This is a genomic window from Gordonia marina (assembly GCF_052036135.1).
GTDB lineage: Bacteria > Actinomycetota > Actinomycetes > Mycobacteriales > Mycobacteriaceae > Gordonia.
Window position 1 is genome coordinate 157,150 of record NZ_JBPSDN010000008.1, and the last position, 20,888, is coordinate 178,037.

21 protein-coding genes and 1 riboswitch are annotated in these 20,888 nt (G+C 71.1%); of the genes, 18 read left to right on the forward strand and 3 right to left on the reverse strand.

The genetic code is table 11. The features are described 5' to 3' along the window. Both ACSEEN_RS07240 and ACSEEN_RS07245 read left to right on the forward strand, forming a co-directional pair. Positions 1 to 1,242 carry an O-succinylhomoserine sulfhydrylase gene (locus ACSEEN_RS07240; protein WP_440712776.1) on the forward strand — a complete coding sequence of 414 codons (1,242 nt, stop codon included), beginning with the start codon at positions 1 to 3 and terminating at the stop codon, positions 1,240 to 1,242. A gap of 94 nt (positions 1,243 to 1,336) precedes the next feature. Then, positions 1,337 to 2,230: a DUF559 domain-containing protein gene (locus tag ACSEEN_RS07245; RefSeq protein ID WP_440712777.1), complete on the forward strand. Its 894-nt coding sequence runs from the start codon at positions 1,337 to 1,339 to the stop codon at positions 2,228 to 2,230. A gap of 89 nt (positions 2,231 to 2,319) precedes the next feature. On the opposite strand, the gene ACSEEN_RS07250 is transcribed toward ACSEEN_RS07245, so the two are convergent. Both ACSEEN_RS07250 and ACSEEN_RS07255 read right to left on the reverse strand, forming a co-directional pair. Then, a complete protein-coding gene (locus ACSEEN_RS07250) occupies positions 2,320 to 3,405 on the reverse strand; it encodes an isochorismate synthase (RefSeq protein ID WP_440712778.1) in 1,086 nt (361 codons plus the stop codon). Then, a complete protein-coding gene (locus ACSEEN_RS07255) occupies positions 3,402 to 4,166 on the reverse strand; it encodes a hypothetical protein (RefSeq protein ID WP_440712779.1) in 765 nt (254 codons plus the stop codon). The genes ACSEEN_RS07250 and ACSEEN_RS07255 overlap by 4 nt, the downstream gene beginning before the upstream one ends. A gap of 105 nt (positions 4,167 to 4,271) precedes the next feature. Further along, positions 4,272 to 4,387: riboswitch (SAM riboswitch) on the forward strand. 18 nt (positions 4,388 to 4,405) lie between these two features. On the opposite strand from ACSEEN_RS07255, the gene ACSEEN_RS07260 reads away from it, so the two are divergent. The 3 genes from ACSEEN_RS07260 to ACSEEN_RS07270 all read left to right on the forward strand — a co-directional run bounded on the left by ACSEEN_RS07260 (position 4,406) and on the right by ACSEEN_RS07270 (position 8,135). Then, positions 4,406 to 5,689: an aminotransferase class V-fold PLP-dependent enzyme gene (locus ACSEEN_RS07260; RefSeq protein WP_440712780.1), complete on the forward strand. Its 1,284-nt coding sequence runs from the start codon at positions 4,406 to 4,408 to the stop codon at positions 5,687 to 5,689. 236 nt (positions 5,690 to 5,925) lie between these two features. Next, on the forward strand, positions 5,926 to 6,402 hold the full coding sequence (locus tag ACSEEN_RS07265) for a MarR family winged helix-turn-helix transcriptional regulator (protein WP_247866161.1): 477 nt from the start codon (positions 5,926 to 5,928) through the stop codon (positions 6,400 to 6,402). After that, positions 6,399 to 8,135, forward strand: a complete 1,737-nt coding sequence (locus tag ACSEEN_RS07270) for an MDR family MFS transporter (RefSeq protein WP_440712781.1) — start codon at positions 6,399 to 6,401, stop codon at positions 8,133 to 8,135. Before ACSEEN_RS07265 ends, ACSEEN_RS07270 begins: the two co-directional genes overlap by 4 nt. Before the next feature lie 148 nt (positions 8,136 to 8,283). Here ACSEEN_RS07270 and ACSEEN_RS07275 read toward each other — a convergent pair whose 3' ends face one another. Then, complete coding sequence (locus ACSEEN_RS07275; protein WP_247866163.1) at positions 8,284 to 8,763, reverse strand: inorganic diphosphatase; 480 nt, start codon at positions 8,761 to 8,763, stop codon at positions 8,284 to 8,286. Between the two features lie 92 nt (positions 8,764 to 8,855). Here ACSEEN_RS07275 and dacB point away from each other — a divergent pair, with 92 nt between their 5' ends. The 13 genes from dacB (at position 8,856) to ACSEEN_RS07340 (ending at position 20,875) form a co-directional block, all read left to right on the forward strand. Then, positions 8,856 to 10,238: a D-alanyl-D-alanine carboxypeptidase/D-alanyl-D-alanine endopeptidase gene (gene dacB, locus ACSEEN_RS07280; protein WP_298443655.1), complete on the forward strand. Its 1,383-nt coding sequence runs from the start codon at positions 8,856 to 8,858 to the stop codon at positions 10,236 to 10,238. A gap of 62 nt (positions 10,239 to 10,300) precedes the next feature. Continuing rightward, complete coding sequence (locus ACSEEN_RS07285; RefSeq protein ID WP_440712782.1) at positions 10,301 to 11,377, forward strand: zinc-dependent metalloprotease; 1,077 nt, start codon at positions 10,301 to 10,303, stop codon at positions 11,375 to 11,377. 59 nt (positions 11,378 to 11,436) lie between these two features. After that, the gene (tilS, locus tag ACSEEN_RS07290; RefSeq protein WP_440712783.1) at positions 11,437 to 12,405 is read left to right on the forward strand and encodes a tRNA lysidine(34) synthetase TilS; all 969 of its coding nucleotides are present in this window, start codon (positions 11,437 to 11,439) and stop codon (positions 12,403 to 12,405) included. A 114-nt stretch (positions 12,406 to 12,519) separates the two neighbouring features. After that, a complete protein-coding gene (locus tag ACSEEN_RS07295; RefSeq protein WP_440712784.1) occupies positions 12,520 to 13,143 on the forward strand; it encodes a nucleotidyltransferase domain-containing protein in 624 nt (207 codons plus the stop codon). Then, positions 13,140 to 13,625, forward strand: coding sequence for a hypothetical protein (locus ACSEEN_RS07300; RefSeq protein WP_440712785.1), 486 nt, complete (start codon positions 13,140 to 13,142; stop codon positions 13,623 to 13,625). Before ACSEEN_RS07295 ends, ACSEEN_RS07300 begins: the two co-directional genes overlap by 4 nt. Next, entirely contained in the window at positions 13,612 to 14,190 is a 579-nt protein-coding gene (gene hpt, locus ACSEEN_RS07305; RefSeq protein ID WP_440712786.1) for a hypoxanthine phosphoribosyltransferase, read from the forward strand. The genes ACSEEN_RS07300 and hpt overlap by 14 nt, the downstream gene beginning before the upstream one ends. Before the next feature lie 156 nt (positions 14,191 to 14,346). Continuing rightward, positions 14,347 to 16,668 carry an ATP-dependent zinc metalloprotease FtsH gene (ftsH, locus tag ACSEEN_RS07310; protein WP_298445385.1) on the forward strand — a complete coding sequence of 774 codons (2,322 nt, stop codon included), beginning with the start codon at positions 14,347 to 14,349 and terminating at the stop codon, positions 16,666 to 16,668. 30 nt (positions 16,669 to 16,698) lie between these two features. After that, positions 16,699 to 17,298 carry a GTP cyclohydrolase I FolE gene (folE, locus tag ACSEEN_RS07315; RefSeq protein ID WP_247866168.1) on the forward strand — a complete coding sequence of 200 codons (600 nt, stop codon included), beginning with the start codon at positions 16,699 to 16,701 and terminating at the stop codon, positions 17,296 to 17,298. After that, on the forward strand, positions 17,298 to 18,176 hold the full coding sequence (gene folP / locus ACSEEN_RS07320; protein ID WP_440712787.1) for a dihydropteroate synthase: 879 nt from the start codon (positions 17,298 to 17,300) through the stop codon (positions 18,174 to 18,176). The genes folE and folP overlap by 1 nt, the downstream gene beginning before the upstream one ends. Next, on the forward strand, positions 18,169 to 18,555 hold the full coding sequence (gene folB / locus ACSEEN_RS07325; protein ID WP_298445378.1) for a dihydroneopterin aldolase: 387 nt from the start codon (positions 18,169 to 18,171) through the stop codon (positions 18,553 to 18,555). Before folP ends, folB begins: the two co-directional genes overlap by 8 nt. Then, positions 18,552 to 19,055, forward strand: a complete 504-nt coding sequence (gene folK / locus ACSEEN_RS07330) for a 2-amino-4-hydroxy-6-hydroxymethyldihydropteridine diphosphokinase (RefSeq protein ID WP_440712788.1) — start codon at positions 18,552 to 18,554, stop codon at positions 19,053 to 19,055. The genes folB and folK overlap by 4 nt, the downstream gene beginning before the upstream one ends. Beyond that, positions 19,052 to 19,582, forward strand: coding sequence for a DUF3180 domain-containing protein (locus ACSEEN_RS07335; protein WP_298445373.1), 531 nt, complete (start codon positions 19,052 to 19,054; stop codon positions 19,580 to 19,582). The genes folK and ACSEEN_RS07335 overlap by 4 nt, the downstream gene beginning before the upstream one ends. A 60-nt stretch (positions 19,583 to 19,642) precedes the next feature. Continuing rightward, positions 19,643 to 20,875, forward strand: a complete 1,233-nt coding sequence (locus tag ACSEEN_RS07340; RefSeq protein WP_440712789.1) for a DUF6779 domain-containing protein — start codon at positions 19,643 to 19,645, stop codon at positions 20,873 to 20,875. Positions 20,876 to 20,888 lie beyond the last annotated feature (13 nt).

Genomic DNA, 20,888 nt, shown 5'->3' on the forward strand with positions numbered 1-20,888 from the left:
ATGAGCCGTGACCTGCCCGAATGGGTGTCGCCGGAGACCATCGCGGTTCGCGGCGGCCTGATGAGGTCCGGATTCTTCGAGACCTCCGAGGCGCTGTACCTCAACAGCGGCTACGTCTTCGACTCGGCCGAAGCAGCCGAGCGGGCGTTCACCGGCGAGGACAAACGCTTCGTCTACACCCGCTACGGCAATCCGACGGTCGAGATGTTCACCGAGCGGCTGCGGCAGATCGAGGGAACCGAGGCGGCGTTCGCGACCGCGAGCGGCATGGCCGCCGTCTTCGTCGCTCTCGGCGCGCTGCTGAAGAAGGGCGACCGGCTGGTCGCCGCCCGCAGCCTGTTCGGGTCGTGCTTCGTGATCTGCAACGAGATCCTGCCGTCGTGGGGCGTCGACGTCGTCTTCGTCGACGGTGAGGACCTGGCGCAGTGGGAGGAGGCGCTGTCGACGCCGGCCACCGCGGTGTTCTTCGAGACGCCGTCCAACCCGATGCAGACGCTGGTCGACGTGCGGAAGGTCGCCGAACTGGCGCACGCCGCCGGTGCCCAGGTGGTGCTCGACAACGTGTTCGCCACGCCGCTGCTGCAGCGCGGCCTCGACCTCGGGGCCGACGTGATCGTGTACTCGGGCACCAAGCACATCGACGGGCAAGGCCGCGTGATGGGCGGAGCGATCATGGGCACGCAGGAATACATCTCCGGCCCGGTCCGCGAGCTGATGCGGCACACCGGTCCCGCGCTCAGCCCGTTCAACGCGTGGGTGATGCTCAAGGGCCTGGAGACGATGAAGCTGCGCCTGGACCAGTCGGTGGCGAGCGCGCTGAAGATCGCCGAGTTCCTCGATGCCGATCCGCGGGTGGCACGGACGATCTATCCGTTCCTGCCGTCGCACCCGCAGTACGAGCTGGCGCGGGCGCAGATGGCCGGCGGTGGCACCGTGATCACCTTCGAGCTGGCCGCCGACGGCCGCTCCCCGAGCTCGGCCGGCCGCTCCCCGAACTCCGTCGAGGGGAAGACCGGCAAGGAGCGGGCCTTCGAGGTGCTCAACGGACTCCGGATCATCGACATCTCCAACAATCTCGGTGACGCGAAGAGCCTGATCACGCACCCCGCGACCACCACCCACCGCGCGATGGGACCGGACGGCCGGGCCGCGATCGGCCTCACCGACGGCATGGTCCGCCTCTCCGTCGGCCTGGAGAACGCCGACGACCTGATCCGCGATCTGGACCAGGCCCTGGGCTGATCGCAGATCGTCGCGGAAGCGGGAATAGTGACCGCATCCGCGACGGTCTGCGGACCGGTGGAACCGGATCGGGCGCCCCTGCGTCTAAATGGACATGGGGGATACGGGGCGACTCGCACTGGAACTGGCCGATCACGATGGCGTCATCACCGTCGAGCGTGCACTGGCGTGCGGGCTGACGCGCGAGCAGATCAGGTATCGCGTCCGCTCGGGAAGCTGGAAGTCGCTCGCCCGGGGCGTCTTCCGGTCGTGCTCGCACGCCTATACCGAGGCGGCGATGGTGCGCGCCGCGGTCGCGGCCCTGCGCGGCGTCGTTGACCGGACGACCGCCGCCTGGTGGCGCGGGCTGGAAACGGAGCTCGCCGACCCGCTGACGATCGCGGTCGGGTACGCCTCCCGGCCGGACCGCTGGTCCGGCGGTGCGGTCGAGGCGATTCGCCGGACCTATCACGAAACGGACGTCGAGACGGTCCGCGGGCTGAGGGTGACGAGCCTGCCGATGACCGTGCTGTCCGCCGCCTCGGTCGTGAAGGACGGTGCCCGGCTGATCGACCGAGCGCTGCAACAACATCCGGTCACGGTCGCGGAGCTGGCCTCCGCGATGGAACGCAACGCCGGGATCCGCGGCATGGCCGAAGCTCGGCGGCTGGTCGAGGTGGCCGGGGGCGACACCGAGTCGGCGGCGGAGCGCCTGTTCGTCGACCTGCTGCGCGCGGAGGAGATCACCGGCTGGCAGCCGCAGTACCGGGTCGGGAAATGGCCTGTCGACTTCGCCTGGCCGGCGGAGAGAATCGCCGTCGAGATCGACGGCTGGGCCTACCACCAGCAGCAGCGGCACTTCGAGCGCGACCACCGGAAGCGAAACGACGTGGTTCAGGCGGGCTGGATCGTGCTGAGTTACACCTGGCACCAGTTGAATTACGAGGTCGACGAGTCGATGAGGCTCCTCGCGGAGAGCCTGGCCACACGACGGGCCGAGCTGCACTGAGATCGAGGTGGATGGTGGGGTGGTTACCCGTTCGGTGCCGCGGAAACGCGGCTGTGGAGACTGCTCGCTGCTCGGGGCGGTTCGTTCGATCAGCGGGGATCGATGCCGAGGGCGCGGAAGGCGGTGCGGAACTTCGCGTCGGTCTCGGCGACCTCGGCGGCCGGGTCGGATCCGGCGACGATGCCGCCGCCCGCCCAGGTGCGGGCCACCCGGTGGCCGGGGTCGATCTGCACGCAGCGGATCGAGACGAGCCACTCGCCGTCACCGCGGGCGTCGCACCAGCCGACGGCGCCACCGTAGAACTCGCGCGGGCCCTCGATCTCGGCGATCGCGGCGGCGGCAGCCGCGCGCGGGGTGCCGCAGACGGCGGGGGTGGGGGAGAGCAGGGCGGCGAGGTCGAGGGCGGTCGCGGTGTCGCGGCGCGGCGGATCGTCGCGCAGAATCCCGCGGATCGGCGTCGCCAGATGCCACATCTCGGGAGTGCTGGACAGCACCGGGACGGCCGGGACGTCGAGGTCCTCGCACAGTGGAGCGAGTCGTGCGGCGATGTCGTCGACCACGAAGGCGTGCTCGCGCAGATCCTTGTCCGACGCCGCGAGCGAGGCGGCGGCCGCCGCGTCGAGATCCGGGTCGCGCTGCCGGGCGGCCGACCCGGCGAGCGGGTGGCAGGTGACGACGCGGCCGGACCGGCGGACCAGCAACTCGGGGCTGGCGCCGATCAGCCAGCCGCCGCCGCCGGTCTGCGCGGCGAAGACCGCCGACTGCCCGGCGCCGTCGGCGAACGCCGCGGTAAGGGCGTCCGGATCGACCGGTGCGGCGAACCGCAGGGTGGCCTCTCTGGCCAGCACGATCTTCTCCGCACCGCCGGCCCCGATGATCCGCAGCGCCGCCTCGACCCGCTCGCGGTGCACCCCGGGCGGGGTGAGCGACGAGTCCGCGGGAACGACGGCGGCCGGGGGCCGGGCGGCCAGCGGCTCCGGCCGGAACGACCACCGCTCCGGGGCGAGCAGCGCGGCCGGGGCCGCGGTGTCGAACGCGAGGAGTCCCGCGATCACCGCGGCGTCCCCGCCCAGCTCCGAACGTGCCGCTGCCACCGAACCGAACCGGGCGGCGACGCCGGTACCGCGGACGGTCCCGGACGGCCGCGACAGCACGAAGCTCGTCGTGCCGGTCACCGGGAGGCGGTGATCTGCTTCTTGTCGACCAGCTTCTTGGCGAGGTCGACGCCGGTGGTCGACTTCACCGCGGTGCCGTGCTCGACGTCGATGCCGACCAGTTCCAGGCAGTACGTCGAATCGACGCGCAGGATGGCCGGGAAGCTCGCGGTGGCGGCGTTGTCCTCGGTGTCGGTGCTGACCGGCTTGGTCCGCCAGGTGCCGGCCGCCAGGTCGCTCACGCTCGACGGGCACTCCTCGGTGTGGACGGCCACCGCGTGCACCGGCTTCGCGTTCGGGTCGGTCTCCAGCTCGCGGGTCGCCTGATCCAGCGAGTCGTTGTCGGTGCGGGTCTCATCGGACGGCAGGATCGCCAGGATGAGGCTCGAGTCATCGGTGATGGTCAGGGCCTTCCATCCGCCGGGGACGTCGACCTTCACCTTCACGCCGCCATCGAGCGTGAAGCTCTGCGTCTTGCCCGCGTCGCCGGACTTCCACGGCTGCCAGAGCAGGACGCCGATCAGCACCGCGATCACGACCACGGCGCCGACGATCCCGGCGATCAGGCCGGTGGACATGCCCGAACGTCCGGCCGGCTGTGGGGCGCCGTATCCGGGCGGCGGCACCGCGCCCGGCGGGAACTGCCCCGCGGGCGGGACCTGTCCCGGCGGCGGGAACTGGCCGGGCGGAACCTGACCCGGCTGGGGCGGCGGCGGGTACTGGCCCTGCGGATCCTGGCCGGACGGCGGCGGGAACTGTCCCGGTGGGGGCGGGTTCGTCATGGTCGTACGGTATCCGACCGGCCGGATCGGGCACGACGAGGCGGTTAAATCCGCCGTGAATCTAACCCTCGCGCCGTGGCCGGTGAACCGGCACAGTGATCGGCGGGTCACGAGTATCAGCGACAAGCCCGGGCTGGCTGATCGGCAACCCTCCGCTCGCGAGTGGGGTGCTCCCGGTGACGACCCGGCCGCCGGCCGACCGGTCGCGGCAAGCGCGGATTCGCTGAGGAGACACCGTCATGACCGCTGTCCTGGAAACCCCCGTGTGCACCGACGATGCACTGGCCGCCGCATTGGCCGTCACCCCGCTGGCCGAGGTGGTCGGCGCCGAGGAGACCGTGCCCACGGTCTCCGGTGCGGAGGTGCGGTACGCCAACTTCGACTACGCCGCCAGCGCGCCCGCTCTGGCCTCCGTGGCCGCGGCGGTCACGAAGGCGCTCGGGCAGTACGCGAGCGTGCACCGCGGGGCGGGACATCTGTCGCAGGTCACCACCGCGCGCTACGAGCAGGCCCGGGAGACGGTCCGCCGGTTCGTCGGAGGCCGCGCCGATGACACCGTCGTGTTCACCCGCAACACCACCGACGCCATCAACCTGGCCGCCCACGCGCTCCCGGCGGACGGCGAGGTGGTGGTCCTCGATATCGAGCACCACGCCAACCTGCTGCCGTGGCAGCGGACCGGGCGCGCCCGCACGGTGGTCGCCCGGCCCACGCTCGACGCCACCCTGGACGCCCTCGAGGCCGAACTCGCGAGCGCGCCGGCCGCGCTGCTCGCGGTCACCGCGGCGTCGAACGTGACCGGCGAGGTGCTGCCGATCCGCCGGCTCACCGCGCTGGCGCACCGGCACGGTGCCCGCATCCTGATCGACGGCGCGCAGCTGGTGGCCCACCGGCCGATCTCGCTGGCCAGTTCGGGCGTCGACTACCTGGTGTTCTCCGGGCACAAGGTGTACGCGCCGTTCGGTGCCGGAGTGCTGATCGGTCGGCCCGACTGGCTCGACGCCGCCGAGCCGTATCTGGCCGGTGGCGGTGCCACCGCGCACGTCGAGCTGACCGAGACCACGTGGCACACCGGAGCGGCGCGTCACGAGGCGGGCAGCCCGAACGTCCTCGGCGCCGTCGCCATCGCGGCCGCCGCGGAGGCGATCACCGGGCTCGGTTTCGAGCTGATCGGCTACCACGAGCACGACCTGCTGTCCCGCCTCGACGCGGGGCTCGCCGCGCTGCCCGGCATCACGCCGCTGCGGATCTTCGAGGCCCCGGACGACGTTCCGAACGGAGTCGTCGCGGACCGGGTCGGCATCGCCGGATTCGCCGTCGCGGGCCGCGCGGCGCGCGAGGTGGCCGAGTACCTCAGCGACCACCACGGCATCGGTGTGCGCGACGGGAAGTTCTGCGCGCACCCGCTGCTGACCCGACTCGGGCACGGCGACGGCGCGGTCCGGGTCAGCTTCGGGCTGGGCACCGGGTCCGACGACGTCGACCGGCTCCTCGCCGCGCTCGCGCAGCTGACCGGCGCGTAGGCCGTATTGCGAAAATCCCTTTGCGGGCCTTGTCGGCCCGATGAACGGCCGGCTGCGTTGTCGTCCGCCCATCGGACTCGCCGAATGCCTCGCAGAGGACTTTCGCAACACGGCCCAATCGGCGAACCTTCCGTTTCGGGCCGATTGCCGTAGTTGCACGGCACCCGGATCCGGGCGCACACTTGCGGTCTGCAATCAGTTGCAGGCCGCAAGTGTTTCGTGAGGAAGGGGTTTCGGTGTCCGTCTCCGACGACGAACTCGTCGACCGCCTCTTCGCGGCGCTCGCCAAGTATCACCGGCTGCGCGATCGCGCGCTGACCAGAGCCAGTCAGGCGACCGGAGGCACCACCGAACCGGCCGCCTATCGCGCGCTCATCATGCTCAAGCACGGACCGCTGCGCTCGGGTGAGCTGGCACAGGCCCTCTCGTCCGACCCGTCGACGGTGAGCCGCCATGTGGCGCATCTCGTCGGCGAGGGTCTGGTCCGGCGTGAGGCCGACCCGATCGACGGGCGCGCGCACCGCCTGGTGCTGACCGAGGCGGGCTGGGCCACCCTCGGCCGGATGGTCGAGTACCGGCGCGCGATGGGGGCGTCGCTGGTCGGCGAGTGGGCACCCGGTGAACTCGAAAGATTCGTAACTCTGCTCGACCGATTCGTGAACGCGGTCGAAGCCGAGATCAGCCCAACCACCCCGACAGAAGGCGCCCCATGACCGACACCGCGGACGCGGAGTATTTCCCCTCGCAGGGGATGACCCACCGCCAGATCCTCGCCATCCTCGCCGGCCTGATGGCCGGCATGTTCCTCGCCGCGCTCGACCAGACGATCGTGTCGACGGCCATCCGGACCATCGCCGACGACCTGCACGGGTACGACCTGCAGGCCTGGGTCACCACCGCCTACCTGGTGACGTCGACCATCGTCACCCCGCTGTACGGCAAGATGTCCGACCTGCACGGCCGCAAGCCGTTCTTCCTGGCGGCCATCACCATCTTCATCATCGGCTCGGCGTTGTGCGCGTCGGCGACGTCGATGTATCAGCTGGCCGCCTATCGCGCGTTCCAGGGCATCGGTGCCGGCGGTCTGTTCACGCTGGCCCTGACGACCATCGGCGACATCGTGCCGCCGCGTGAACGCGCCAAGTACCAGGGCTACTTCCTGGCCGTGTTCGGCACGTCGAGCGTGCTCGGCCCGGTGCTCGGCGGCCTGTTCGCCGGTGCCGATTCGATCCTCGGGGTCTCCGGCTGGCGCTGGGTGTTCCTGGTCAACGTGCCGATCGGCATCATCGCGCTGGCGCTGGTCTACAAGGTCCTCAACTACGACCAGAACAAGGTGACCGGCCACCGCACCGACTACTGGGGTGCCGTCGCCGTCGCGGTGACCGTCGCGCCGCTGCTGATCGTCGCCGAACAGGGCCGCGACTGGGGCTGGCTGTCGGGCCGGTCGTGGGCGTGTTACGTGATCGGCGCGGTGGGCCTGGTGGCCTTCATCCTGATCGAACGCGCCATGGGCGACGAGGCCATCATCCCGCTCCGGATCTTCAAGAACCGGGTGTTCACGCAGGGCATCCTGGTCTCGGTGGTGGTCGGCGCCGTGATGTTCGGCGGCATCTCGATGCTGCCCCAGTACTTCCAGGTGCTGCGCGGGTCGAGTCCGATGGTCGCCGGCCTGCAGATGCTGCCGATGGTGCTCGGCCTGATGATCGGCTCGATCGTGTCCGGCCAGCTGATCTCCCGGACCGGCCGCTACAAGATCTATCCGATCATCGGCTCGGTGATCCTCACGGTCGCGGCGTTCGTGCTGCACTACATCGGCACCGACACCCCGATGTGGCTCGTGATGCTGATCGCCGGGTTCCTGGGCTTCGGCCTCGGCAACCTGATGCAGCCGCTGATGCTGGCCATGCAGAACGTGCTGCCGCTGCGCGACATGGGCATGGCGACCGGCACCGCGACCTTCTTCCGGCAGATCGGCGGCACCCTGGGCGTCGCCGTGTTCTTCTCCATGCTGTTCTCCACGATGGGGCCGAACATCGCCGACCACATGAAGGCCGCCTCGCACGACCCGCAGTTCCGGGTCGCCGTCGCGCAGGCCGCACAGAGCAACGATCCCGAGGTCGCGGCCTTCGGCAAGGGCCTGATCGCCGCCTCGCAGGAGGGCGCAGGCCACGCCGCGGGCGCGTCGAGCGTCATGAAGGACACCGCCGTCCTCGAACGGATGCCCGCCGACCTGGCGCGCCCCATCAAGGACGGGTTCGCCGAGTCGATGGACCGGGTGTTCCTGGCCGTGTCGATCCTGTCACTGCTCGCCATCATCGGCACCGTGACCTGGGCGGAGTTGCCACTGCGGACCGGCGGTGCCGAGCCGGACGGTGCCGAGGCGGGCGACGGCGAGGTGGTCGAGGGGCCCGATCCGGAGCCGGACACGGAACCCTCGAAGGCCTAGTGTCGCGTGTCGAAAATTCATCGACGGTATGCCCCGGCAACCATTCGACAATTTTCGGGCACGCGACACCAGCTCAACGACGACGCCCCGCCTCCCGGAGAATTCGGGAAGCGGGGCGTCGTCGTGCGCGGTAGGCGACCGCCGGTCGTCAGGCGCCGTAGCGGGCGACCGCGGCCTGGGCGACCTTCTCGGCTTCGGCCTTGCCGACCCAGCCACCCGGGGTGACCTCCTTGCCCGGCTCCAGGTCCTTGTAGTGCTCGAAGAAGTGCGCGATGGCGTCGAGCTCGAACTTCGACACGTCGTCGATGTCCTGGATGTGGTCCCAGCGCGGGTCGCCGGCCGGCACCGCGAGCAGCTTGTCGTCGCCGCCGGCCTCGTCGGTCATGGTGTACATGCCGACGATGCGGGCCTTGACGATGACGCCCGGGAACACCGACTCGGGCAGCAGCACCATCGCGTCCTGCGGGTCGCCGTCCTCACCGAGGGTGTGGTCGATGTAGCCGTAGTCGGCCGGGTAGCCCATCGGGGTGTAGAGGTAACGATCCAGGTAGACCTTGCCGGTCTCGTGGTCGACCTCGTACTTGTTGCGGCCGCCCTTGGGGATCTCGATGGTGACCTCGAACTCCATGCGCCTGCTCCTCTCAGTCTTCGGGGAAATGCTGTCGATCGCGTCAACGATACTGTGGTGGGAACACTTACCAGAACTCCGGAGGGAACCACGTGGCGTCGACGACGAAGCCCGGGCGGCGCCGTGGGCGCACGGTGGCGATCACGGTGCTCGCCCTGGTCCTCGTCGCGATCCTGGCGACCGGTGGCTTCTTCGCCTACAGCTGGTACTACCTGCGGCCGGCGGCGGTCCCGGCGGGCACCCCGGCGCAGCCGGCCGCGGTGACCGTCGATCCGAGCATCCTGCCCGTCTCGGCGAACGCCCCCGAGCCGACCCCGCAGGGCGTGTCGGCGGCGCTGCGCGGCGGTCTGAAGGATCCGGCGCTCGGCAAGCTCACCGGGGTGGTGTCGGACCCGCTGACCGGTGCGATCCTGTGGTCGCAGCAGCCCGACCAGCCGCGGACCCCGGCCTCGAACGCCAAGATCCTGACCGCGGCCGCGGTCCTGGAGGAACTCGACCACGACGCGCGGCTGACCACCAAGGTGGTCGAGGGCGCCGACGGCCAGGTGATCCTGGTCGGCGGCGGCGACCCGACGCTCACCGCGCAGCCCGACGGCGGTTTCTACACCGACGGCCCCACGATCGGCGACCTGGTGGATCAGCTCAAGAAGTCGGGGGTCGCGATCACCTCGGTGGCCGTCGCCCCGAGCTCGGTGCAGGGCCCGGCGATGGAGCGCAGCTGGTCCACCGAGGACATCAAGGGCGGCGACATCGCGCCCATCGACTCGCTGATGCTCGACGGCGCGCGCACCGACACCGCCGACGAGTACTCCCCGCGGTCGGACACCCCCGCCCAGGACGCCGGCCGCGCGCTCGCCGACCAGCTGGGCCTGCACGGGCAGATCGAGGAGGTGACCCCGCCGTCGTCGGCGAAGGTGCTGGCCGAGGTCAAGTCCGCGCCGCTCTCGACGCGGGTGGGCGACATGATGCGGTTCTCCGACAACGTGCTCGCCGAGTCCCTGGGCATCGAGCTCTCGGCGCACATGGGCGGCCCGGTGTCGATCGCCGGCGGCGCCGACGCCGTCGTGAAGGTGCTGCGGGAGAAGGGCTTCGACGTCACCGGCGTGGTGCTGCACGATTCGTCGGGGCTGTCCACCGGCGACCGGGTGCCGGCCCGCTTGCTCGACCAGCTGGTCTCCGCGGCGGCCGGTGATTCGCATCCGAAACTGCGGCCCATGCTCGACACCTTCCCGGTGGCCGGCGGCAGCGGCACCCTCGCCGACCGCTTCCCCGCGGGGGAGAATCCGGGTGCGGGCTGGGTCCGCGCCAAGACCGGCACGCTCACCGGGGTCAGCTCGCTGACCGGAATCGTGCAGACGGTCGACGGCCGCGTGCTGGCCTTCGCGTTCATGTCCGGCGGCACCTCGCCGGCCGACGCCCGTCCCGCGCTCGACGGCCTCGCCGGTGCGCTGCGTCTCTGCGGCTGCCGCAGCTGAGGCGGGCACCTCGCCGCGGCCGGTAGAGTCGGCCAGACCGGACACGAAGGAGAACCGCAGCTGTGACAGCACCCCAGACGCACGACGGGCCGGTCGTCGACGACGGCGCGGACGACGATCCCCGCGTGGCCAACATCGACTGGGATCTGGCGGCGTCGCTGGGCAGCCGACTGGCCCGGCCCGGGCCGCGCGTCACCCGCTACACGATGGACCAGGCGCGCGCCGAACTCGCCGACGCCGCGGTCCGCGCGGAAGGGCCGGTGCGCGAGGTGACCGGACTCGCCGACGGGCTGCGCGTCCCGACCGCTCGCCTCCTCGACCGCTCGGGCTGGATCGCCGCGGCGGCGTCGTCGATGCCGGCCATGCTGGGCGACCAGGAGCCCGGCCGCGGACTGACCGGCAAGCTCGCCGGGGCGCAGGCCGCCGGGCTGCTCGCCTTCCTGTCCAGCGCGATCCTCGGCCAGTACGACCCGTTCTCGCCCGATCCGGACACCGGCGACGAGGGCGTGCTGATGCTGGTCGTACCCAACATCATCGCCGTCGAACGTCAGCTGCGCGTCTCGCCGAGCGACTTTCGCCTCTGGGTCTGCCTGCACGAGGTGACCCACCGCGTGCAGTTCTCCGCCAACCCGTGGCTGGCCGGATACATGCGCGACAACGTCGGCGTGCTCACCGGCGACGCCGGTGAGTCGATGACCGATGTGGTCGGCCGGATCACCGAGACGCTGCGCAGCGGCCGTCCCCGGGAGAAGGGCGTGCTGGGACTGATGCAACTGATCCAGACCCCGGAACAGCACGACGCCTTCGAGCGCGTGATGGTGCTCGGCACCCTCCTCGAAGGGCACGCCGATCACGTGATGGACGCCGTCGGGCCGGCGCATGTGCCGACCGTCGAATCCATTCGCGAGGCCTTCGATGCGCGCCGCACCCGCCCGCAGAATCCGATTCAGCGGCTCATCCGGGCGCTGATCGGCATGGACGCCAAGATGGCGCAGTACATCCGCGGCAAGGCGTTCGTCGACGCGGTGGTCGGTGAGGTCGGGATGGCCGCCTTCAATACCGTGTGGACCTCGCCGGACACCATGCCGACGATGGCCGAGATCGGCGAGCCCGAGAAGTGGATCGCACGGGTCCTGTAGCGGGTCCACCGCCGAAATCGTCCGCCCAGCAGGAGCTGATCGGCGCCGTCCGGGGATTCGTGCATCGGTATTTTCCGTCGCCCCTTGCCCTTCGACCGCGTGTCGTCGCAAGCTCCGCCACGCATGCTCAGGACCGGCCTGTCGAAAGGGTCTGCGTCGCGCTCTCCGGCGGGCCGGACTCCCTGGCGCTGACCGCCGCGGCCGTCCGGGCCGGACTCGACGTGACCGCGCTGGTGGTGGACCACGGATTACAGTCCGGGTCGGCGCGGATCGCGGCGGAGGCCGCGGACGCGGCGAGAACGATCGGCGCGCGGGCACAGGTGCTCAAGATCGACGTCTGCGGTCCGGGCGGCCCCGAGGCCGCGGCGCGTCGTGGGCGGTACGCCGCGCTCGACGCCGCCCGGGCCGGGCGGCCGGTGCTGCTCGGCCACACCCTCGATGACCAGGCCGAGACCGTCCTCCTCGGACTCGGCCGTGGCTCGGGGGCGCGCTCGCTGGCCGGGATGGCCGACTGGAACGAACCGTGGGGCCGCCCGCTGCTGCGCGTGCGGCGCGCGCAGACCCGGCGGGCCTGCGCCGAGTGGGGCCTGAGCCCCTGGCACGACCCGCACAACGACGACCCGCGCTTCACCCGGGTGCGCCTGCGCCACGAGGTGCTGCCGCTGCTCGACGACGTCCTGCACGGCGGCGCCGCCGAGGCCCTGGCCCGGACGGCGGCGCAGCTGCGCGCGGACTCCGAGGCCCTCGACCTGCTCGCCGCCGACCTGCTCGATCGCGCGCGCACTCCCGGCGGCCTCGACGTCGCGGCGCTGGCCGCGGCCCCGGCGGCGCTGCGCACCCGGGCACTGCGGTCGTGGCTCACCGAATCGGGCGCGGCGGCACCGTCGTTCCGGCTGACGGCCCAGGTCGAGGCCCTGGTCACCGACTGGCACGGCCAGGGCCCGATCGCCGTCGGCGGCGACGCCGCCGCGCGTCTGGTGATCGCCCGGCGAGCCGGTGTGCTCACCTGCGGATCCGTCGGCCGGTGAGTCGAGGTGGTGGCTCGTGTCTCGGCAGCCGACGGCACTGAATGAAATTTTTGTTTTCATAGCTATACTTTTCTATAGATAGCTCTATCTTCATGTACTTCTGGGAGGGGCAGGATGCGACTGCAGAACCCTTTCGCCGCGGTCGGCTCGACCGGCATCGATTCGCAGGTGCTCACCGTTCTCGCCCGGTCGGAGAACTACTACACGGTCGCCGAGATCCACCGGCTGGTGCCAGAAGGAGGGTCGTCGCCGGGCATTCGCAATTCGGTTCAGCGCCTGGTGGAACAGGGAACCGTGGTCGAGCGCGTGGTCGGCGAACGTGGTCACGCGTATGCGCTCAACCGGGAACATCTGCTGATCGGCGCGATCTTGCAGATCGCGGATGCGAAGTCCGAACTCGTCTCGCGGCTCGCCCGCCGCGTCGATGGATGGGCGACCGCTCCGCTCGTCGTCGCACTGTTCGGGTCCGGCGCGCGGGGTGACATGCGGACCGACAGCGACATCGACGTGCTCGTGGTGTTGCCGGACAGCGCCGACGCGAGCGCCGAGGAGGCGGTCCAAGACCTCGCCGCGGAGGCCGGCCGGTGGACCGGCAATGACGTCCGGCCGCTCGTCTTTCGGGATTCGGAAGTGCGGCCCAGCGAACTTCTTCGCGCTATCGTGGCCGACGGCATCCACATCGCCGGCGACCGCACGTGGCTTCGGCGGGCGATGTCGCGGACGGGGGATGGGGAATGAGTCCGAGGATCGACAGCATCCGGACGGTGCCGGCCGATGATGGCGCGCGCCGGGGCCGGCTCGCCAAAGCGACACAATTCCAGTCTGTCGCGGAAGACGTTCTCGAGCTCGCCGATGTGCACACCGATGTCGCGGACGCGGCGGTGACCTTATTCGTGCATGCGGGAATCGCCGCGGCGGACGCCATCTGCGCAGCGGCTCTCGGGAAGTACGCCAGGGGGCAGGACCATGGCGAGGCGGTCGGTCTGCTGAACTCCGTCGACCCGGAATCCGCGAGGGCACTGAACACGCTGCTGGGGATGAAGACCGGGCCGGGTACGGCCACACCCCGGTCAGCGGAGCGCAACTGGCCAGGGCGGAGCGGGCCGCCAGCCAACTGGTCGACCGCGCCAGGCTCTGAGCCGGTCCGCGATCTGCCGTGGCCACGTGCGAGATGCGCGCACCGGCGGTGGGAGACGGGCGGCGGGGATGTGCAAAGCTAGACGCGTGGCGCATGGGTACCCGGACAACGACATCGACCAGATCCTGATCACTCAGGAGCAGATCGCGCAGCGGACCGCGGAGATGGCGCAGACCGCCGCCGAGCGGTACCGGGATGCGCCCGACGATCTGGTGCTCATCGGCGTGCTGAAGGGCGCGGTCATGTTCATGACCGACTTCGCCCGGGCGCTGCCGATCCCGAACCAGATGGAATTCATGGCGGTCAGCAGCTACGGGTCGTCGACGTCGTCGTCGGGTGTGGTGCGGATCCTCAAGGACCTGGATCGGGACATCGCCGACCGGGACGTGCTGATCGTCGAGGACATCATCGACTCCGGTCTCACCCTGTCGTGGCTGATGAAGAACCTGGCGACCCGGAATCCGCGGTCCCTCGAGGTGGTCACCCTGCTGCGCAAGCCGAAGGCCGTGCAACTGCCGGTCCAGGTCGCCGATGTGGGTTTCGACATCGAGAACGAGTTCGTGGTCGGCTACGGCCTGGACTACGCCGAGCGTTACCGCGATCTGCCGTTCATCGGGCGCCTGCACCCGTCCGTATACAGCTCCTGACCCGGCCGCCGGCGGCCGTCGTTACGCCCTGCGGGAACAAAGAGGGGTTCCCCGGTCGTTGACAGGTAGCCTCAATGGCGAGTGAGACGGGAAGGACAAGGGCGCGCCGCGACACCCACCCGCAGGTGAGGGGCGACGGCGCCCGCGCGAACCAGCATGAATCGTAAGAAGCTGTACCGGAATCTGGCCATCGTGGCCGTGATCATTCTGGCCCTGTGGGGTTTCTCCGCGCTGCGTTCGACCGACGGTGAGTACACCGGCGTCGACACCTCCGTCGCGATGACACAGATGAACGTCAAGAACACGAAGTTCATCACCATCGACGACAAGGAACAGCGGGTCCGCATCGAGCTGAAGAAGCCGATCAAGCACGACGGCAAAGACGTCACCAAGATCCAGTCCCAGTACCCGTCCGGGGTCTCGCCGCGCATCTTCCAGGCCGCGACGGCCACCGGCGCCCCGTACTCGACGCACATCACCAAGGACTCCGGGATCTGGCAGTCGATCCTGATCTTCGTGCTGCCGATGGTGCTGCTGTTCGGTCTGTTCTTCCTCGTCATGAGCCGCATGCAGGGCGGCGGCCGGGGCGGCGTGATGGGCTTCGGCAAGTCGAAGGCCAAGCAGCTGTCCAAGGACATGCCGAAGACGACGTTCGCCGACGTCGCCGGCGCCGACGAGGCCGTCGAGGAACTCGACGAGATCCGCGACTTCCTGCAGAATCCGGCCCGCTACCAGGCGCTCGGCGCCAAGATCCCCAAGGGTGTGCTGCTCTACGGCCCGCCCGGCACCGGTAAGACGCTGCTGGCGCGCGCCGTCGCCGGCGAGGCCGGGGTGCCGTTCTACACCATCTCCGGCTCGGACTTCGTCGAGATGTTCGTCGGTGTCGGTGCCTCCCGCGTCCGCGACCTGTTCGAGCAGGCCAAGGCCAACAGCCCGTGCATCATCTTCGTCGACGAGATCGACGCCGTCGGCCGCCAGCGCGGCGCCGGCCTGGGCGGCGGGCACGACGAGCGCGAGCAGACCCTGAACCAGCTGCTGGTGGAGATGGACGGCTTCGGCGAGCGCTCCGGCGTCATCGTGATGGCCGCGACCAACCGCCCCGACATCCTCGACCCGGCGCTGCTGCGGCCGGGCCGTTTCGACCGGCAGATCCCGGTCGGCAACCCCGACATGGCAGGCCGTCGCGCGATCCTCGCGGTGCACGCCAAGGGCAAGCCGATCGCGCCCGACGCCGACCTCGACGGGCTGGCCAAGCGCACGCCCGGCATGTCCGGCGCCGACCTGGCGAACGTGATCAACGAGGCCGCGCTGCTGACCGCGCGTGAGAACAAGAGCGTGATCACCGACGAAACCCTCGAAGAGGCGGTCGACCGCGTGGTCGGCGGCCCGCGCCGCAAGAGCCGCCTGATCAGTGAACACGAGAAGAAGGTGGTGGCCTACCACGAGTCGGGCCACACCCTCGCCGCCTGGGCGATGCCCGATCTGGACCCGATCTACAAGGTCACCATCCTGGCCCGCGGGCGCACCGGCGGTCACGCGCTGGCCGTGCCGGAGCAGGACAAGGACATCATGACGCGCTCGGAGATGATCGCGCGCCTGGTGATGGCCATGGGTGGTCGTGCCGCGGAGGAACTGGTGTTCCACGAGCCGACCACCGGCGCGTCGTCGGACATCGACCAGGCCACCAAGATCGCCCGCGCGATGGTCACCGAATACGGCATGAGCGGCCGCCTCGGCGCCGTCCGCTACGGCCAGGAGCAGGGCGATCCGTTCCTGGGCCGCGGGATGGGTTCGTCGCCCGACTACTCGGCCGGTGTCGCCGCCGAGATCGACGAGGAGGTGCGCCGCCTGATCGAGGCCGCGCACACCGAGGCGTGGGCCATCCTCGATGCGAACCGCGACAAGCTCGACGAGCTCGCCGGTGCGCTCCTGGAGAAGGAGACGCTGGTCCGCAAGGATCTCGAAGTGATCCTCGACGGCGTCGACAAGCGCGAGCGGATCACCGAGTTCAGCGAATTCGGTGACCGCACCCCGAGTTCCAAGCCGCCGATCAAGACCAAGGGCGAACTGGCGATGGAGCGCGGCGAGCCGTGGCCGCCGCCCGCACCGGAGCCGACGCCCGAGCCGGTCACCGTGCCGCCCGCGCCGCAGCCGGCGCCCGGCTACGGTCAGCCTCAGCAGGGACAGCCGGCCTACGGGCAGCCGCAGCCGGGGCAGCCGCCGTACGGCCAGCCGGCGCCGGGTGCGCAGCCGCGCTACCCGGATCTGAGTCGTCGTGCGCCGTCGCCGGGGCAGCCCGGGTACGGCCAGCCCAACGGCGGCCAGCCCCACGGCGGTCAGCCGAACGGCGGCCAGCCGGGATACGGTCAGCCCGGCCCGAACGGCGGACATCCCGGCGGCACCTGGCCCGACTACGGCGCCCCGCGCGATTGGCAGGCCCCGGGCTGGCCGCCGGCCGACGACCCGCGCAACAACTGATCTCTCGCCGGAAGGAACCGAAGAACCGAGATGAGCGACGAGCCGCTGATCACCGCCGACGGTCGCGCATTCGATCAGGCGCGGGCCGAGGCCGCCGTGCGCGAGCTGCTGCTCGCCGTCGGCGAGGACCCCGACCGCGAGGGCCTGCGCCGTACGCCGGAGCGGGTGGCGCGCGCCTACCGCGAGATGTTCGGCGGGCTCTACACCGATCCGTCGGACGTGCTGGCCACCGTCTTCGACGAGGACCATCGCGAACTGGTGCTTGTCAAGGACATTCCGATGTATTCGACCTGCGAGCACCACCTGGTCTCCTTCCACGGAGTGGCGCACGTCGGCTACATCCCCGGTGCCACCGGCCAGGTGACCGGCCTGAGTAAGCTCGCCCGGCTGGTGGACCTGTACGCACGACGCCCCCAGGTGCAGGAGCGGCTCACCAGCCAGATCGCCGACGCACTCATGGACCGGCTCGCTCCGCGCGGCGTGATCGTGGTGATCGAGGCCGAGCATCTCTGCATGGCGATGCGCGGCATCCGCAAGCCCGGCGCCAGCACCACCACCTCGGCGGTGCGCGGAATCTTCCAGACCAGCGCGGTCTCCCGCGGCGAAGCGCTCGACCTGATCGCCCGCTGATGACCGCGCCCGACGGCGGCCGGACGCTGGTGATCGGCGTCCTCAACGTCACCGCGGACTCGTTCTCCGACGGCGGCCGGTACCTCGACGCCGACGCGGCCGTCGAGCACGGGCTCGCACTCGCGGCGGCCGGCGCCGACATCGTCGACGTCGGCGGGGAGTCGACCCGGCCCGGCGCGGTCCGGGTGGACCCCGCCGTCGAAGCGGCCCGGGTGGCCCCGGTCGTCGCCGCCCTGCACGACGCCGGGGTGGTCACCTCCGTCGACACCATGCGTGCCGCCGTCGCCGAAGCCGCGATCACGGCCGGGGCGTCGTACATCAACGACGTCTCGGGCGGTCGTGCCGATCCGGCGATGGCGTCGCTGGTCGCCGACTCGCACCTGCCCTGGATCCTGATGCACTGGCGGCCGTCGGACGCCTCGGCCACCGGCGACCGGCACTTCACCCACCGGCACACCGATTCCGGCGGCTATCGCGATGTGGTCGCCGAGGTGAGCGGTGAACTCCTCGGGCAGGTGGACGCCGCCGTCGCCGCGGGCGTCGACCCGGACCGGCTGATCCTGGACCCCGGCCTCGGCTTCGCCAAGACCCCCGACCACAACTGGTCCCTGCTGCACGCGCTGCCGACGCTGGTCGGGCTCGGTTTCCCGGTGCTCATCGGGGCCTCCCGCAAGCGTTTCCTGGGCTCGCTGCTGGCCGACGGCGGCGTCGACCGCGCGCCCGAAGGCCGCGACATCGCGACCGCGGCCATCTCGGCGCTGGCCGCGGCCGGTGGCGCGTGGGGCGTGCGGGTGCACGACGTCGCGGGCAGCCGCGACGCGGTGGCCGTCGCCCAGGCGTGGACATCGAGCCGACCGAGAGGGGCCGGGCATGGCTGACCGGATCGAACTGACGGGACTGCGCGTCCGCGGCCATCACGGGGTCTTCGACCACGAGCGGCGCGACGGCCAGGACTTCTTCATCGACATCACCTTGTGGCTCGACCTGCGGCCGGCCGCGGTGAGCGACGATCTCGCCGACACCGTCGACTACGGGGCGCTGGCCCAGACCGCGCACGACATCGTCGCAGGCACCCCGCGGAACCTGATCGAGACGGTCGGCGCGCAGATCGCCGACACGATCATGACCGATGCGCGCATCTCCGCGTGCGAGGTGACCGTGCACAAGCCGTCCGCGCCCATCCCGCTGATGTTCGACGACGTCGCCGTCGTGACCCGCCGCTCGCCCAAGTCCGGGCCGGGCCGGGTGCCGCGATGAGCCGCGCGGTGCTGTCGGCCGGCTCCAACGTCGGCGACAGTCGCGGGCACCTCGCCTCGGTGATCGCGGCGCTGGGCGACCGACTGGTCGCCGCCTCGCGCGTCTACACGACGCCGCCGTGGGGCGGCGTGGAGCAGGACGACTTCGTCAATCAGGTGCTCGTCGCCGAGGGCGACCTGACGCCGAGGGACTGGCTGGAGTTCTGCCGCGCCTGCGAGCGGGCCGCCGAGCGCGAGCGCACGGTGCGCTGGGGACCGCGGACGCTGGACGTCGACGTGGTGTCCGTCGAGGACGGCGGCACCGTCGTCGTCAGCGACGATCCGGAGCTGACCCTCCCGCATCCGCGGGCCGCCGTGCGGGCCTTCGTGCTGGTGCCCTGGCTGGAGATCGAGCCCGACGCCGTGCTGGCCACGCCCACCGGCCCGCGGCGGATCGCCGAACTGCTGGACGAACTGGATCCGGCCGAGCGGGCCGGTATCACCGCGGCGGAGGCCTCGTGACCACCGGCGCGTCACACGGCCACGACCCCGATGACGAGCACAAACTCGGCCCGACGCGGGTGCGCGACCTGCTGGCGGTCGCGGTGGTGGCCGGGCTGGTCCTGTGGGTGCTGGCTCGCTACCACTACGGGCTGTTCCCGTCGCTGCCGTGGCCGGCCGGGCTCACCCTGTATGCCGCGGCGGTGCTGGAAGTCGTGATCGGTTTCCTGGTGCGGTCCCGGATCGCCGGCGGCAAGCTCGGGCCCGGCGAGGGGCAGCTGCACCCGATCAGCGTGGCTCGTCTGGTGGCGCTGGCCAAGGCGTCCGCGTTGGTAGGCGCGATCGCGCTCGGCGGATGGGCCGGACTGTCGGTCTACCTGCTGGCGCATCGGGAACTCGACGTCGCCCGCGCCGATCTGCCGGCCGCGGTGGTCGGGGCGGTCGGTGGCCTGCTGCTGGCCGGCGCGGCCCTCTGGCTGGAGCACTGCTGCCGCGCGCCCGACGACCCGTCACCGGATGCCCCAGACACCTCGCCGAACCCGGTCTGAACGCCGACTCTCCGCGGCCGCTGCCCGCCCGGGCACCCGGTGCCGGGTAAGTTGGCCAGCATGACCAGCACAGATAGCGCAGCACGGGCCCGCAGGCGACCACCTCGCCGCGCCGCCACGCCGTCGTCCGCTGACGGATCGGGCGCACCTGCCGCTCCAATCACTCCGGCGGGTGCCCGGCGAGTCCCGGCGTCGCCGGCGCAGTGGCTGCTCGGCCTCTTCATCGTGCTCGCGCTGATCGCGAGCCTGCTGATGGTGTTCGGCGACGACATCTCGCTGATCGGCTCCCTGGCCGTGATCGCGGCGCTGTGGGCGGCGGTGATCGGTGCGGTGCTGGTGACCAAGTACCGGCGGCAGGCCGACGTGGCCGAGAGCCGCAGTCGCGACCAGCGCATGGTGTACGAGCTGCAGTTGGAGCGTGAGATCGCGGCCCGCCGCCAGTACGAGGCCGAGGTCGAGACCGCGATCCGGCATGAGCTGGCCGAGGAGACCAACGAGGAGTTCGAGGCCCTCAAGCAGCAGGTGCTCGCCCTGCGGGCCAGCCTGGAGAAGGTCCTCGGTAATCCGCTGCCGGACGTGCCCCTCGCGCTGCGCCCGGAGCGCCGTCGCGAACTCGGCTCCGGACTGTCCGGGGTGGCCTACGCGGGTGCGACCGACGACCGCGTCGCCGCGAACCTCGACTTCGCCTCCACCGTGCCGCCGGCCGACGGTGGCCGCCATGCCCCGGTCGCCGAGACGGTACCGGAGGAGGTGCCCGAGGTGGAGATGACCGAGATCATTCCGGTCGTCACCGAGGAGGCGCCGGAATTCGACTACGCGGAGGCGGTCGACGAGGGTGCCGCCGCTGCGTACGCCGGATACGCGGAGCCCGGATACGCCCAGACCGGGTACGCCGAGGCGGGATACGCGGAGGCCGGATACGGGGAGGCCGGGCCGCACGCCGACTACACCGCCACCGAGTACCGGTACACCGGCGGCGAGTACACGGCGATCGATTACGCCACCGAGCCACCGGCGGCGCACTACCCGCAGCAGCCCTACACCCAGCCGGAGCAGTACGCGCCGCCGCAGGACTACGTGCTGCCGCAGGACTACCCGGGGGCCGGCTATCAGCCGCCGGCCGCGCCGGTTCCGCCGGTGCCCGAGGTGCCGCCGATGCCGCAGCGGGGCCGTCGGGGCCCCGCCACGGATGATGGTGCCCATACCGGTGGTCAGCCGGTTTCGGAACTGCTCAACCGGCTCCGTGAGGGGTCGGGTGGCGGGTCGTCGAGCGGTCGCCGCCGCCGCGACTGACACCGCGCCTCAC

Excerpts from the sequence above, each read along its gene's own strand:
- ACSEEN_RS07240 (WP_440712776.1), top strand. The coding sequence starts at position 1 with ATGAGCCGTGACCTGCCCGAATGGGTGTCGCCGGAGACCATCGCGGTT.
- ACSEEN_RS07245 (WP_440712777.1), top strand. The coding sequence starts at position 1,337 with ATGGGGGATACGGGGCGACTCGCACTGGAACTGGCCGATCACGATGGC.
- ACSEEN_RS07255 (WP_440712779.1), bottom strand. The coding sequence starts at position 4,166 with ATGACGAACCCGCCCCCACCGGGACAGTTCCCGCCGCCGTCCGGCCAG.
- ACSEEN_RS07260 (WP_440712780.1), top strand. The coding sequence starts at position 4,406 with ATGACCGCTGTCCTGGAAACCCCCGTGTGCACCGACGATGCACTGGCC.
- ACSEEN_RS07270 (WP_440712781.1), top strand. The coding sequence starts at position 6,399 with ATGACCGACACCGCGGACGCGGAGTATTTCCCCTCGCAGGGGATGACC.
- ACSEEN_RS07275 (WP_247866163.1), bottom strand. The coding sequence starts at position 8,763 with ATGGAGTTCGAGGTCACCATCGAGATCCCCAAGGGCGGCCGCAACAAG.
- ACSEEN_RS07295 (WP_440712784.1), top strand. The coding sequence starts at position 12,520 with ATGCGACTGCAGAACCCTTTCGCCGCGGTCGGCTCGACCGGCATCGAT.
- ACSEEN_RS07300 (WP_440712785.1), top strand. The coding sequence starts at position 13,140 with ATGAGTCCGAGGATCGACAGCATCCGGACGGTGCCGGCCGATGATGGC.
- hpt (WP_440712786.1), top strand. The coding sequence starts at position 13,612 with ATGTGCAAAGCTAGACGCGTGGCGCATGGGTACCCGGACAACGACATC.
- ftsH (WP_298445385.1), top strand. The coding sequence starts at position 14,347 with ATGAATCGTAAGAAGCTGTACCGGAATCTGGCCATCGTGGCCGTGATC.
- folE (WP_247866168.1), top strand. The coding sequence starts at position 16,699 with ATGAGCGACGAGCCGCTGATCACCGCCGACGGTCGCGCATTCGATCAG.
- folP (WP_440712787.1), top strand. The coding sequence starts at position 17,298 with ATGACCGCGCCCGACGGCGGCCGGACGCTGGTGATCGGCGTCCTCAAC.
- folB (WP_298445378.1), top strand. The coding sequence starts at position 18,169 with ATGGCTGACCGGATCGAACTGACGGGACTGCGCGTCCGCGGCCATCAC.
- folK (WP_440712788.1), top strand. The coding sequence starts at position 18,552 with ATGAGCCGCGCGGTGCTGTCGGCCGGCTCCAACGTCGGCGACAGTCGC.
- ACSEEN_RS07340 (WP_440712789.1), top strand. The coding sequence starts at position 19,643 with ATGACCAGCACAGATAGCGCAGCACGGGCCCGCAGGCGACCACCTCGC.